Origin of the sequence: Neobacillus sp. GCM10027624, assembly GCF_042675345.1 — a bacterium.
Classification (GTDB): domain Bacteria; phylum Bacillota; class Bacilli; order Bacillales; family Cytobacillaceae; genus Neobacillus; species Neobacillus cucumis_D.
Window position 1 is genome coordinate 1 of sequence record NZ_JBHTHD010000033.1, and the last position, 15,187, is coordinate 15,187.

General features: G+C 39.5%; 11 protein-coding genes. All 11 read right to left on the bottom strand.

Annotated features, from left to right (window positions below; genetic code table 11):
- Window positions 1-100 precede the first annotated feature (100 nt).
- On the bottom strand, window positions 101-1,417 hold the full coding sequence (locus tag ACFQZ9_RS29630) for a DEAD/DEAH box helicase (RefSeq protein ID WP_498946908.1): 1,317 nt from the start codon (window positions 1,415-1,417) through the stop codon (window positions 101-103).
- Between the two features lie 140 nt (window positions 1,418-1,557).
- Entirely contained in the window at window positions 1,558-4,614 is a 3,057-nt protein-coding gene (gene ebgA, locus ACFQZ9_RS29635) for a beta-galactosidase subunit alpha (protein ID WP_498946910.1), read from the bottom strand.
- A gap of 23 nt (window positions 4,615-4,637) precedes the next feature.
- Window positions 4,638-5,468, bottom strand: a complete 831-nt coding sequence (locus tag ACFQZ9_RS29640; RefSeq protein ID WP_198310212.1) for a carbohydrate ABC transporter permease — start codon at window positions 5,466-5,468, stop codon at window positions 4,638-4,640.
- Window positions 5,469-5,473: 5 nt separating this feature from the next.
- Window positions 5,474-6,388, bottom strand: coding sequence for a carbohydrate ABC transporter permease (locus tag ACFQZ9_RS29645; RefSeq protein WP_232490053.1), 915 nt, complete (start codon window positions 6,386-6,388; stop codon window positions 5,474-5,476).
- Between the two features lie 77 nt (window positions 6,389-6,465).
- Window positions 6,466-7,755, bottom strand: a complete 1,290-nt coding sequence (locus ACFQZ9_RS29650; protein WP_498946913.1) for an ABC transporter substrate-binding protein — start codon at window positions 7,753-7,755, stop codon at window positions 6,466-6,468.
- Between the two features lie 45 nt (window positions 7,756-7,800).
- Window positions 7,801-9,375, bottom strand: coding sequence for an aminomethyl-transferring glycine dehydrogenase subunit GcvPB (gene gcvPB, locus ACFQZ9_RS29655; protein WP_198310214.1), 1,575 nt, complete (start codon window positions 9,373-9,375; stop codon window positions 7,801-7,803).
- A 16-nt stretch (window positions 9,376-9,391) separates the two neighbouring features.
- Window positions 9,392-10,783 carry an aminomethyl-transferring glycine dehydrogenase subunit GcvPA gene (gcvPA, locus tag ACFQZ9_RS29660; protein ID WP_498946915.1) on the bottom strand — a complete coding sequence of 464 codons (1,392 nt, stop codon included), beginning with the start codon at window positions 10,781-10,783 and terminating at the stop codon, window positions 9,392-9,394.
- Window positions 10,784-10,837: 54 nt separating this feature from the next.
- The gene (locus ACFQZ9_RS29665) at window positions 10,838-11,617 is read right to left on the bottom strand and encodes an SDR family NAD(P)-dependent oxidoreductase (protein WP_498946916.1); all 780 of its coding nucleotides are present in this window, start codon (window positions 11,615-11,617) and stop codon (window positions 10,838-10,840) included.
- Between the two features lie 26 nt (window positions 11,618-11,643).
- Window positions 11,644-13,329 (bottom strand): amylo-alpha-1,6-glucosidase, encoded by a 1,686-nt coding sequence (locus tag ACFQZ9_RS29670; protein ID WP_498946918.1) that lies wholly within the window; start codon window positions 13,327-13,329, stop codon window positions 11,644-11,646.
- 36 nt (window positions 13,330-13,365) lie between these two features.
- Window positions 13,366-14,196 carry a carbohydrate ABC transporter permease gene (locus ACFQZ9_RS29675; RefSeq protein ID WP_198310218.1) on the bottom strand — a complete coding sequence of 277 codons (831 nt, stop codon included), beginning with the start codon at window positions 14,194-14,196 and terminating at the stop codon, window positions 13,366-13,368.
- Between the two features lie 29 nt (window positions 14,197-14,225).
- The gene (locus ACFQZ9_RS29680; protein ID WP_232490074.1) at window positions 14,226-15,137 is read right to left on the bottom strand and encodes a carbohydrate ABC transporter permease; all 912 of its coding nucleotides are present in this window, start codon (window positions 15,135-15,137) and stop codon (window positions 14,226-14,228) included.
- Between the last annotated feature and the right edge of the window lie 50 nt (window positions 15,138-15,187).

Here is a 15,187-nt window from a genome sequence, read left to right on the forward strand (position 1 = left end):
GTTTCTAAACTATATTTGGTCATAATTAAAAACTGCACCTCCAATTGTTATTTGTGTCTAACAATTGGGGTGCAGTTCATTTTTTCAGCCCCTTTTCTAATTATTTCATTCTTTTCCTTTTTCCAAAATTAGCCTCAGAGTTTCCCTTGCTTGATTGTACCGTTTGTCTGTTACTGTTATTCCTTTTACCTTTTATAGGCTTTGAATTCATTGGTTTACGATTCCGTTGATTTCCTTTCTCCTGCTTAGTATTAGAAGGACCAGACTTCCTATCTGAATTTTTGTTAGGATCCTGGTTTTTCTCTCGCTCTTGAACTTGTTTTTGAATCCGAATATTTAATTCTTTTTCAATCATATCAAGAGTCGGGCGATCAGCTGAGGAATAAAACGTGATGGCTAACCCCTTCATTCCCGCTCTACCCGTTCTGCCAATTCGGTGGACATAGCTTTCTGCATCCTGAGGAATATCGTAGTTAAATACATGGGTCACTCCCTCAACATCCAGCCCCCTTGCAGCCACATCCGTCGCGATTAACAATTGAATTTCAGCATCCCTAAATCTTTTCATGACTTGCTCTCTTTTGGCTTGCGACAAATCCCCATGCAATTCATCACAAGAAAATCCATGTGCTTTAAGAATTCCGAACAATTTGCTGACTCTACGTTTAGTTCTGCAAAAAATAACCGCTAGAAATGGCCGGTGGGTTTCCACTAATTCTATAAGCGTTGCCTGTTTTGCCCGATCAGTTGTGTGGATGGCAATTTGTTTTACATTCGCAGCAGGCCCTTGGCTTTTTTCCACCTGAATATATTCCGGCTCCTTCATATGCTTTTTCGCAAGGTTCCGAACCTCATCCGGAATCGTTGCTGAAAAAAGCATTGTTTGTCTACTCTTTGGCGTTTCTTTAATAATATCCTCTACTTCTCCCAGAAACCCAATATGGAGCATTTGGTCTGCTTCATCTAAAACAAGGAAATGAACTCTGGATAAATCAAGTGTTCCTCTTCGAATATGATCTAAAAGCCTGCCTGGAGTTCCAACGACAATCTGGACATTTTTTTCTAACCTTTTTAACTGTTTTTCAACATCCTGTCCTCCATAAACGGCTAAAACATTCACATTATCTAAATTCTGAATCATCTTATTAATTTCATCGGTAATTTGTAACGCTAATTCTCTTGTTGGCGTTACGATGAGTGCTTGAACGTGAAGAGCATTTGCCTCAAGTTTTTCAAGGATTGGCAAAATAAATGCAAATGTCTTCCCTGTTCCGGTCTGAGCTTGCGCAATCACATCTTTCCTCTTCATGACAACCGGTATCGATTGTGTCTGAATAGGGGTCGGTGTAGCGATACCGAAGCCGCGTAATGTTTCTGTTAATTCTTTTGAAATACCTAATGATAAAAAATCAGGCAAAAAAATCCCTACTTTCAATTCAAATGATTATCTATTCATAATGATTGTTTATCAAAAATAAAGCAATTAATCTTTTTATTCCAATTAGTTAAATTAAATAAAAAACCCAACATCGACAGTTGATGTTGGGAATCCTCTGGCTATTCGCAATGTTCGCGTCCAAGCTCTACTGCAGTTACTTGATTACCATTAAAAAAGGAAATTCGGAATTTCAACGAGAAGTCTTCAAACTTGCAACGATATTTTTCCAACTGGTCTTGCCCACAGGAATTACTGCCAAGTCCATTTTGCTTGTAATCAATATTTAAAATAATATAGTCGCGTGGCTTTAAGTCTATCGTATGCTTTGCTTTCTCCAAGTCACCTACCTCATAGTGTGAAGCACTGAAATTAAATGTTTCGTCAGCGATAAAAATTAGACTGTTTTTACTTTTATCTGTAAAGCTGACCCAATCGCAATCTGAACGATTGCCATTCTCTTGGGGTTTAACATAATTAGTAAATAACCCTTCTACCGTTTGAGTGTAAACCCCTAAATGATTAGCTTGTTTTGAATCGGGATAGCTTTCTCCGGGTCCCCTTCCACGCCATATGGTTTGTGAAAAACTTTTATTGAGCTGAAGATTAACACCTAAACGAGGAATCATGACAGGAGCATTTTCCTTTATACCAGATGCAGTCCCATTAATCGTAAATACAATATCTCCATCAGGATAAATTTTATAATTATACTGAAGTTGATAATACCAGGAACTGTTTGTTGTACCGTAAAGGGCATCCACATACCACTGAAACACGCCGTCTTTTAGTTCATAGCGGACCTCTTCCACGATTTCATGACCTAAGTGCATAAAGTATTTCGTTCGATAATCATTCAGCAAGTACATATCATTATCGATAGGTGCACGCCAAAAATGAAATTGCGGTCCATTTTGAAGATAAATTTCACCGTTCCGACTGATCTGTTTTAACCTTCCTTTTACACTATCGAAAGTGGCAATGAAATCAGATCCGCTAACGAATACGAACGCACCTTTCTTGGATACTCCAAGTTCCCCGGCAGCATGTTTCTTAGAAAGCTTAGTCTTTCCAGGCAATACAAAAGAGGCATTTGCTAATTCATGACCTTTTGGTGCCCATGGTGTATCCTGTTTTAGTTTATATGAAAAGAGAAAATAATAATTGGCACCGTTAACCCGCTCATAATCATGTATTACAGGAAGCTGGATTTCTACTTCTTCTCGCGCCTTGACTTTGGGAATTTCCACATGAAATAATCCTAGTAATTTATGATCCTCATAGAGTGAGCACGTTAGTTCTAAATGATCCAACAATAGAAAATCATATCGGTTGGTCAAACGGAAACTCCCATTTTCAATATCCAAACATTCCGTTTGAACTGGTTCAATAACCTTTTTATATTCAAATAGACTTGGGGAAAGTGTCCCGTCAGGCATGATTAATCCATCAATACAAAAGTTTCCATTCGTCGGGTCATCACCAAAGTCACCGCCATAACGGTAGTAAACCTCACCACTTTCCGAAGTGGCTTCAATCCCGTGATCAAACCATTCCCAAATAAATCCACCCTGAAGTTGATCATATTTATAAAATAAATCCTGATACTCCTTTAAATTACCCGGTCCATTTCCCATGGCATGTGCATATTCACAAAGAATATGCGGCTTTTGTGTTTTTTCAATTACTTTTTGCATTGTCAATTTTTCATTATGTTCCAGCCATGTATACATCGTACTGTAAACATCGGTCACTTCTGCTTTAAAATCACCTTCATAATGAACAAGACGAGTCGGGTCCAGTTGTTTGGCCCGTTTTGCCATTGCACGGAAGTTATCACCAAAGGATGACTCGTTTCCAAGCGACCACATGATAATACAAGGATGATTCTTGTCTCGTTCAATCATTCGTTCAAGCCGCGAAACATAGGCCGTTTCCCACTCAGGATCATTGCTAATCCAATCATATTTCGCTGTCAGTTCAAAGCCGTGACATTCTAAATCCGTTTCATCAATGACATACATCCCGTAATAATCACAAAGGTCATAAAGAGAATGGGCATTAGGGTAATGGGCAGTCCGTATCGCATTAATATTGTTTTGCTTCATTGTTTTAATGTCCTGCTCCATTTCTTCTCTTGTAACCACTCGACCTGTTTTTGGATTGTAATCATGACGATTAACACCTTTAAGTTTAATCGCGACACCATTTACAAGGAACTGATTACCTGCCAGAACAATGGAACGGAATCCAACAGACTGGTGAATTACCTCGATGACTCTACCCTCTTCTAAAACAGTCATATAAAGGTGATATAAATTCGGCTGTTCTGCACTCCATTTTAATGGGGATGAAATCTTTTGAGAAAAAAACTCATCTGCCTCTTGTTCCTCGATAAAAACCTGGTTTCCATGCGGGTCGATCAATTCATAAACAATTGTTTGTTGCCGCTTTTCGGACAGTTTCACATGAACCGTAAATACTGCGTCATTCCAATCATCATCAAACGTCGTATTTACTGAGTAATCATAAAGGCCTAACTGTGGCTTGGAATACAATTCAACATCACGGAAAATTCCACTAAGCCACCACATATCCTGATCTTCTAAATACGTGCCATCTGACCACTGAAAAACCCGAACAGTCATCGTATTAATACCCTGCCGGTAAAGCCCTGTAATATCAAATTCCGATTGAATCCGTGCACCTTTACTATATCCAGCAAATTCACCGTTGATATACAATTCAAATGCCGAATCCACCCCATTGAAACGTAGGATTAATTGTTCATCGTCAAAATCACGGTCAATACCAAATTCTCGGCGATAAATGCCCGTTGGATTATCTGTAGGTACTCGTGGTGGAATGATCGGAAAGTTATACCACAAATCTGAATAATGCATTTTACCATAACCCTGCATCTGCCAATTTCCCGGGACAACGATATTGTCCCATCCTGTTGTATCTAAATCATCTTCGTAAAAACCATCTGGCCAATATTCAGGGGCATCGAGAAAAGTAAACTTCCACGTCCCATTTAGATTTTGATAATAATGGGCATTGCCTGCATCTCCTGTTTTCGCTGCTTCACGAGATGGAAAGCTAATAAAGTGAGCACGTGCAGCAAGCCGATTAATCCCATCAGTATAAATATCTTCCCATCTTTTTATGTTTTTCATATCTGTCACCTCAAAATTTAACTCTATTCTTTTACCGATCCACCTAAAATCCCTGATATAAAATGCTTTTGCAGCAACAAGAAGAAAATCATGATCGGGATGGTTGATAAAGTGGTGCCTAACATTAGCTGGCCATAATCAATCCGTGCCATTCCGATTAAGCTTGATAAGGCAACAGGCAAAGTAAACATCTCTTTTGAATTTAGTGTAATAAGCGGCCAGATTAAGCTATTCCATTGTGACATAAATAGAAAAATCGCTACGGCCGCCAAAGCCGGTCGAACCACAGGTAAAATGACCGAAAAGAAAATTTTCATTTCCCCTGCGCCATCTACCCTTGAAGCCTCAATAATCGAGTCCGGAACAGCCTGCATATTCTGCCTCATTAAATAAATGGCAAAAGGGGAAGCAAGGCCTGGTAATATAATCGCTTGATACGTATTTAGCCAGTTAAACGAAACCATCATTTCAAACAATGGAATCAGGGTAACTTGAGATGGAATCATTAACGAACATAAAATCATGAAAAAAAACAATTTTTTTCCTTTGAAACGATATTTAGCGAATGCATAACCGGCCATTGCAGAAATAAGGGTACTGAAAAAGGTATACACAAGAGCAATAAACAATGAATTCCAAAAGATTTTTGCAATCCCTAATGATTCACCAAGGGAGTGAAAATTTTTCGCTAAGTAATCTCCCGGTAAAATCTTTGGCGGCAGGCTAAAAATTTCTCCGGATGGATGAGTAGCGCCCACAAGCATCCAATAAAAGGGAGCAATCGAAAAAATGACCCCAATGAACAACAACCCATATATTCCGATTTTTGAAGAAATCTTATTTGAAGTATTCATGTATTCTACTCACCTACCAATTTCATTTGAATCCAGGAAATGACGGCCGTGATCAACACTAGGACATAGGCAATGGCTGATGCATAGCCAAAATCAAAGAATTTAAAGCCAGTTTCATATAAATAAAGAGTAATGGTCATGGTTGCACTATTTGGTCCCCCTTGGGTTAAAATAAACGGTTCATCAAAGAGCTGAAGTGTCCCAATCGTTGACATCACCACTGTAAATATAAACACTGGTTTTAACTGTGGAATGGTAATCATAAAGAATTGCTTTACCTTTCCGGCTCCATCTATACTGGCAGCTTCATATAATTCGGAAGGGATATTTTGTAAACCAGCTAAAAAAATAACCATATTGTATCCTGTCCATCTCCATGTCATGACTAGAATCACAGAAGCTTTTGCCCAAAAAGGACTAGTTAACCAATGAACTGGCTTGACTCCAAAAAAGGATAAAAAATAGTTTACAAGTCCAAAATGTTCATCCAATAGAATCATAAATACAATCGATGCCGCGACTAATGCTGTGATTGCCGGCATAAAAAAAGAAATTCGAAAAAATGCCTTTGCTTTTACCATGGATGATTGAAGTCCAACAGCAATTAATAAGGAAAGGAACAACATGATCGGAACTTGAACGATCAAAATTTCAAACGTGTTTAATAATGATTTATAAAAAATCGGATCATGAAATAATCGCGAATAATTTGCAAATCCTACAAACGTTTTTTCTACACCGCGTACCTCTTGAAAGCTTAAAATTAACGAAGAAATCACGGGATACACAGTGAAAACGATTAGTAAAAGCAGTGCTGGACCAATAAAAAAGTATGGAGCATTTTTAGGTGTAACAATATTTTTTTTCATATTGACCCGATACGTTGCCGCAGTTCTTTGTACTTTTTCTGTTTGAGCCATTGAATCGCCCCCCTGCCTTCGAGAATATGAAGGGATGAGCGGAGTGAACTCCCCCCTCTCATCCCTAGAAATAGTTTCTATTTTACTTCATTTTTCAACTGATTCTCGGCATCTTTTAATGCGGATTCAACCGATTTATTTTCAAGTAATATCGCAGCTTGAGCATTGCTTGTTAGAGTACTTGCTTTTGATAAGTACTCATTTACATTAATTTGTGGAACTTGATCGACAATATCGGCAAATTTTTTGAAAATCGGGTTATTATTAAAGTACTCGCTGTTTTCGGTAAATTGCGGCGCACTATAGGTTTCCTTTAACGAAGGGAAAAGTCCATATTTTTCAAAGCCCAATAATTGAGAGTCTGTATCTGTTGTAAAGAAGTCAACAAAGGCATAGGCAGCGGATTGATTTTTACTTGTCGCCGGAATCAATAAGGAAGATCCGCCAACGTTTGCATACCTGTTTCCGCCCTCCTCAAAGCTTGGTAAATAAAATACATCCCATTTTCCCTTTAATTTTGGCGCCTGATCCATAATCGAGCCTGCATACCAAACTCCATAAGGAACGGTCGCAACACTGCCGTTTACAGTGGCCGTTACAATTCCGTCCCAGCCTTTGTTGTTAAGGATTAAATCCTCATCATGAAGCTTCTTGATGACATCCATTGCCCGGATGGCTTCCATAGATTGAAGCGTGATTTTTCCATCCTTATCAAAATAAGAAAGTCCTTGTTCCTGCATCATCATTTGGAAGACGCCATCATAATTTGGAATATCGATCGGAAGCATTTTCGCACCAGTTGCCGCTTTAATTTTCTTTCCTGCAGCAATATAGTCATTCCATGTTTTGATAGAATTTGGATCCACATTCGCCTTTTTAAAATAGTCGACACGATAGAAAACTCCTGCTGGACCGATATCCCATGGTGCAGCAATGAAGTTTCCTTCCTTATCTTGATCTGCAGCAACCTTTGCCGGATTAAAAGAATCTTTGTACTTTCCATAACCAAGTTTACTTAAGTTCAAGAATCCTTGAGGGAATTGATGGACATAACCAGGAATTCGTTCATCCTCCATTAAGACCACATCCGGAAGCCCTGATCCTCTAGCTGCAAGACCAACCGTCAGTTTATCGTAAAGATCCGAGCTATTGAAATCCTCTACCTTCACTTTTACATCAGGGTATTTCTTTTGAAACTTTTCTACTGCAGCTTTCATCGTTGCTGCTGCAACGTCCCATCCCCATATCGTTATCGTCCCTGATGGGTGTTTCGCATCACCGGTTGTTCCCTCATTACTGGCCGAATTTGAACACGCAGCAAGTAAAAGCAGTGCAATTGCTAACATAATAGAAAGGTACCTTCTCATTTTTAGTCCCCCAATTGTCATTCATTACTGAACCTTTAAAACCACTTATCTAACTGAGTCAAATTCTTTTGTCTTTTTTAAATACGTGCGCCAAGTAATACACCATTTTTCCGGGTTATCCAAATAGTCTTGTTCGTCAATTTTGTGAATAGTGCTATTATGCGGGGCAGATTTGACGATTTCCGGATTTTCATATGCTTCTTTTGAAATTTGCTCTAAGGCATGTATATATTCATCTAAATCCTCTTTTGAATAAGACTCTGTAGGCTCAAGTGTGAATGGCTGTTTCACTATATATGGATGGTGACTAGTCCAGTAATGGAGGCCAAAATCAGTCATTCTTAACGTTACATCCTCTGTAGTCACACCCGTTTCCTTTGTAAGCTGTTCCCAGCTGTAACGAACCTGTTCAAGACGGTGCCCCTTAACATATGGTGCACCTGCACCGCGGATTGCCAATACCCTATGATACATATAGTTATTGTTTAAAACGGCAATTTTCGCGACTTCCTTAAGACCTTCAGCACCAAGTGCCCGTATCCATGCATAGGCACGTAAAACCGTTTGCGCTACACCATGGAAGGAGCGTACCTTTCCAATTGAATGCTTCAAATCTTCATTAAGCAGGTATTTTCCATCTACCATTTCCACAATTGGTGCCGGCAAGAATTCTTTTAATTCAGCTTTTACTCCCAATGCACCCGTTGCAGGCCCGCCGCACATATGCGGTGCAGCAAAAGTTTTATGAAGATTAAAGAAACACATATCAAAACCTGCTTCTTTCGCTCTCGTAATACCTAAAAGCCCGTTTGCATTCGCCTGGTCGTAAAAACAAAGCCCGCCCGCTTGATGAACGATGTCGGTAAATTCTTTAATCCTAGGGTTGAAAATGCCGGTATCTTCCGGGTTGGCAACAACAAACCCGGCAGTTCTTTCTGAAACAGCTGCTTTTAATTTTTCAATATCTGGGAAACCATTTTCATCCGGATGAAGGGTAATAATTTTATAGCCTTTTACGGCTGCCGTTGCAGCTTGGGATGGATGAGAAAAAATGGTGGTGATAATTTCATCACGCTGGTCCCCCTCGCCCCTTTGTTCATGATATTTTTGAACAATGGATGCCATAGTAAAAAGCGCCTGGGTTCCACTGCTTGGCTGGAATGAAAAATGGTCCATCCCAGAAATTTCTCTCATACAAAGATCTAATTTATAAAAAATCTCCAGCATTCCTTGAACTGTATCTACATTCTGTAAGGGATGAAGCTCCATGATTTTCGGGTCACGAATTAACAATTCGTTAATTTTCGGAATGTATTTCATCGTACAAGTTCCCTGACCAATTTCCACATTAAAATCAGAGCCTAGGGTTTCTTGCGATAATCTTAAATAATGTCTCAATACCCTTGCTTGCCCAATTTCAGGAAGACTCGCTTTTTGATTTCTTTGCATGGACTTAGGTATTGCCGATATTCCATCCCCAACTGCTGCAACAATTTTTTCATTTACCGGAGGTAATTCGACTCCTTTTTCTCCTGGCTGATGAAGTTCAAAAATAATGGGCTCATTCCATTTTGCCTGATGAAAATCACGAGTTTTGCTTATACGCTCTATCCTTCGCATGAATAAAAGCTCCTCTCTATTGTTTCGTTAAGATTTCGTTTAGGGATTGAACAAGATAATCAATATCCTCTTTCGTATGAACCTCCGTTACACAAAATAAGGCTGATTGGCCAAACTCCGGAAATTCTTTTGAGAGGTCCTTCCCTCCAAAAATTTTCCGTTCTACTAATCTTTGATTAATCTCTTCAACAGTGACGCCCGTCTGATTAAAATCAACGATAAATTCTTTAAAAAATGGCGAATCTAATCTCGATCCTGATAAACTAGGAATTTGATTTAACTGCTGTACAGTATATTGACTGTTCTGCATAATCGTTTGGCCTATTTCCTGTATTCCATCAGGCCCAAGTAATGCAAGGTAGACACCTGCGGTGATTCCCCATAAGGCTGTCTGGGTACCAACGGATTCCTTCCCTTTTTCCCTTAAGGCAAAAGAAGTTCTGTCATATGCTACATCGCCAAAACCGTATTCGCCCTCTTTTACGGTTGGAACAATTCCAAATAAACGGGATGGATATTCATTTACAAATTTCACATCATTATGAGTTGCAATAAAACCTGCTTGACCACCGCTGAAATTCATATGCATGCCGAGTGGCTGAAGGTCTCCACAAACAATATCCGCACCATAATGACTTGGTGGTGCGAGGACTCCTAGAGAAATTGGGTCCACCCCAACAACCATCAAGGTTTGATTTTCTTTTAATAAAGTAGAAATCTCCGACCCTTGTGCCTCAATAAATCCAAGGTAGGAAGGATTTTCAAAATAAAGGGCAGCTACCTCATCCGTTAATTTTGCGTTTAAATCCGATAAATCCAATGCTCCGGATTTGGTATCAAATTGAACAAACTCAAATTCCAATTCCGGTGTTCCATAATTGACGATAATTTTGCTTCGTTCCGGAGCAACGGTCTTTGCCAATAATACTTTTTTCCTTCCGGTAATGCGCGCAGCCATTCGAATCGATGTAGCTGCCGCCTGTCCCCAATCAAATGTCGGTACATTGACAACGTCCATATCTACTAATTCTGCTACTAGACTCTGATATTCAAAAAGGGCTTGGAATCGTCCATGATCTTCATAGGGTTCCCCCGCATATGCGGTTAAAAATTCAGAGCGCTGATTGATTTCATCACATACAGCAGGAACAAAATGCTGCCAGCAGCCGGCCCCTAAGAAATTTAAATATTCTTTTGTACTGGTATTCTTATTAAGAATTCCTTCAATATGCCGCCGCAGTTCATATTCTGTTAATGCTGTCGGCAGCTTTAAATCTTCTTTGAGCTGAAGTTCTTCCGGGATACAGGAGTACAATTCCATGATGGAATTGGCTCCTATTACCTTTAACATCTCTGCTTGTACTTCTGGCACCATATTCGGTATATAAGGATGTACTTTTTGCGCCATAACCTTTACCTCCCTGTAATCTTAAATCTATTAATTTTTAATCTTTCAAAAAAGTTATGCTAATCCTCCGCCATCTACTATTAAGTCTGTACCCGTCACCCAAGATGATAGGTCGCTTGCAAGGAAAAGTACTCCCTTTGCTATATCTCTTGGTGTGCCCAGCCTTTCTAATGGCCGTCCCTTAGCAGACGATACGAGGAAGGCATCTTCTTTTAGATTGAGCTGCTTGGCTTCGTCCCTTAATAACGGTGTATCTGTATCACCAGGGCAGATGCAATTCACACGAATATTTTGTGGTCCATGGTCGATTGCCATTGCTTTTGTTAAATTCACGACTCCAGCCTTCGCTGCGCAATAGGCAGCCGCTTGATCTCCACCCTTAATTCCCCATCCTGAACCGGTATTAATAATGCTGCCTCCGCCGCCGGACGCCATAAGCGGAATTAAATATTTTGAGAGAAGATAAATTCCTTTTAAGGAAACGTCTAATACTAAATCCCAATCGGACTCTTCCAATTCGACCACTGACTTTCTTCTAATCACCCCGGCATTGTTGAAAAGAACATCAATTTTCCCGTAGCTTGCTTCAATATGATTACGTACCGTTTCACAATCACTTGATTTCGTTACATCACATTGGACAAACTCTGCCTGATATTCTTTATTTTTAAGATCAGATGCTGCTTTCTCACCGTTTTCCGCATTAATGTCTAAAAGAATCACCTTTGCTCCTACTTCCGCCAAAAGTGTGGCAGTTGCAAGTCCGATTCCTGAAGCGCCCCCCGTTACAACACACACCTTATTTTCCAAACCAAAATAATCTTGAGTTAACATTGTAAAACCTCCTATGACACTAAATTTTAAAAACCTTTTAAAGTATTAGCCAAAATAAGGAACACACTTGAAGTCCATGTAAAAGCTGGATCGCGTAAGCTTTCTCCCGTTAGGGCATGAAAGTTTTCAGCCATTCCTGATTGGTTTGCCATATTGCAAAACCTATGTGCCACTACCTGCGCTAATTCTGTTTCCCCAGAATCAGCCAATCCTTTATAAATTAATAATGTAGTCGGAGCCCAGATTGGCCCTCGCCAATATCCATCCTCTCGGAAATAAGCACTAGTTGGCTTTTCAGTAGCAAGCCCGAACGGCGTTAAAAAATCGTTGGATATGATTCCTTCCACTAATTTTTTCCGAATCGAATCAGGAAGACGGTTTCCTAGAATAATAGGTATATAAAGTACAAGACTTTCTGATTCAATGATTGAATGGTCTCCGGACTTCACTGCCGTAAACCGTTCATTAATCCAAAAGTGACGGACCATTCGGTCAAGTAAATCGTTCGATTTCTTAGCCCACTCCCGAGCCTCTTCTTTTTTCCCTAATTTCTCTGCGATTTCAGAGAGTGTCTCCATTTGTAAAATCAAGAAGGAAGATAGATCAGGGCTTTCAATCGGTGTTCCTTGATGAAAAATAGTGCTATTATCCCAGCCGCTGTCATTTCCGTGATTATATTGGGGAATTCCGTCATGATCATCATCCCTGTATTTAAACCACCATTCTGTCCATTTACATAATGGTTCGTATACTTCTTGCAATTTTTCCTTTGTCACTAAGTCACGGTTTTCCATTAGCTGTTTTAATGCCCAGCCATGGATCGGCGGTTTTGTAAAATTCCATAAAGCAAAGCGATTGTTAAGAAAATCTGGTAGCATTCCCGACTCATCCTGATTTTCAAAAAAGATCATAAATTGATCCCATGCTAATTCGGGTTGATTTTTTGCTAATGCCAATGCATTAAAGCAATGATCCCAGCTCCAAATATTCGTCATCCAATTCTTTGACATGTACATAGCCGGTCTTGTTAATTTCCCTTCAGGATGAACCAAACAAGACCACGTGATATATGCTGCAAGTTCCCGCCCATTAGTAAATTGGGCATCACACTCCAGAGAGTGATTCAGCCAAGTTTGAAATTCATTTCGAACCAATTCCAACCCGTTTGAAAAGTCTAAATACTTCCGCTCTTTCCACACGGTAAAAAACTCTTCAATTGCACATTCCATTTCCGACGACTGAGTTTCAGGCAAAAAATCAGCTACGATCTTAAGGCATCTTTGTTCTTGAAAGGGTGCATCCATCAAAAGTTGGCCTTTTATAGGAGTCAACATATAACGGATTTCCTGTTTTGAATGATTGACCTCAAAATGGTCATTACTAACCGGAACCGCATAATCATAAGCCCCTGTTATACCAGTTAGGCGGACCCCAACCCCAACACTTCGAATTTGCAATACCTTTGCTTCACTGATAACGAAGTCAGCAAATCCCCTGTCGGTCTCAAGCCGAAGAAAATTTGGTCTTAATAACGGAGCATACTGTACCGCCTGACCATCAGCTAGAACCTCGATTCGAAAAACCTCACCTAAATCATTGTCCCCGTTTCGGATGTTTCTCAGGTAAAGATGTTGTTCATCCTTTCCATAAAAGGGTGAGATGACCATATAGGAACCATTGCGGCTAAAAGGAACCTTTTTAATATCAAACATTCTATCCACCTCTTCTTTATCCTCATTACGATTCTTTTAGCCTTTAACTCCTGACCTAGAGGAATCCTCCACAATATAGCGCTGGGCAAAAAAGAATAAGACTAGCGGCGGCAGACTGATTAAGAAGGTTACTGCCATAATGCTCTCCATATCAACCCCAAACATTCCCTTAAATTGTGCTAAGCCCAGTGTTAATGTGTACTTACTTTGGTCATTTAAGAAAACAAGCGGGCCTAAGTAATCATTCCAGCAGGTTAAAATATTAAATACGGCAACTAGAATCAATGATGGCTTCATTAAAGGAAGATAAATTTTATAGTAGATTTGAAATGGATTCGCACCATCCATACGTGCCGCCTCATCGAGTTCCTTTGGTATAGACATAATAAATTGCCGCATTAAGAAAATATAAAATGGTGCCCCAAACCAAGAAGGTACAAACAGCGGCTTTAATGTATTAATCCAGCCAAGGAAGTTAAATTCCATATACTGTGGAATCATCGTTACCTCCCATGGAATCATCATCGAAGCAAGCAGAACAATAAACAAAAAGTCTCTTCCTTTAAACCTAAATCGTGCAAAGCCATAGGCGACCAGAGAAGATGAAATCAACTGGCCAATAGTCGACATGATGGTTACTGTAACGGTATTAACAAAAAATTGATTAAATGGCTGGGACATCCACGCCTCTTTAAAATTTCCCCATTCAAATTTTGATGGAATCCATTTAGGCGGAAAAAGGTAAAGCTCATGCTGTGATTTCAATGAAGTCGTCAGCATCCAGAAAAAGGGTGCCAAAAACAGCAATGAAAAAAAGATAAGTAGGATATAAACGGTTGTTTTCTCAATTCTTCTTTTTGTTTTCATGAAGCACTCCCCTACCCCGGTATCCTATATTACGATTTATTTTTAACTTCCCCTTCGTAATAAACCCAGGCTGATGATGATTTAAAGACTAATAGAGTTAAAATTAAGACAATGACAAACATAAACCAGGCATTAGCAGAGGAATAACCCATTTTAAAATACTTAAAGGCGTTTTCGTAAACATACATTGCATAGAAATATGTGGATCTCAGCGGGCCTCCCCCAGTCAGAATAAGAGCAAGGGTTAATTGTTGAAATGCGCTGATAATCGTTGTGATTAAATTAAATAAAATCGTCGGTGTTAACATCGGAATCGTGATTTTGAAAAACTGTTGGATTTTATTTGCTCCATCAATGGAGGCTGCTTCATATAAATCATTGGGAATAGCCTTTAAGCCAGCTAGGAAAATCAGCATCATTGTTCCTTGCCCCCAAAGACTTGCAATAACCATTGCAATCAATGCTGAATGGGGATTGTTTAACCAATCCGGTCCATTTACTCCTACTAGTGACAAAAAGTAGTTCAGGATTCCATATTCACCGTTATAAACCCAAGCCCAAATCATCGCAAGCGCGACTCCGGAGATAACCGACGGTAAATAGAAAAGGGTTCGAAATATTGAGTGTCCTTTTATCTTTTGGTTCAATAAAATCGCTAGAAAGAGAGCGGTTATGAGATTAAGAGGGACAAATAAACCAGCAAATTTTACAGTCACCCATAATGATTCCCAAAATAACGGGTCGTCGGTAAACATCGTTTTATAATTATCAAGACCAATAAATTTATGTTCACCTACAATCGGCCAATCAAAGAAACTAATAAACAGCGAATAGAGCAATGGACCTAATGTAAAAGCTAAAAATCCAATCACCCATGGTGCGATAAAAAGGAGGGGGACAATTTTGTCCCACCGATTAGTTTGTTTTTTGATCTTTACAATAGGTGCAGGTGAGGTATATATGGGTTTCAACAAAAACACCTCTTTTTAGT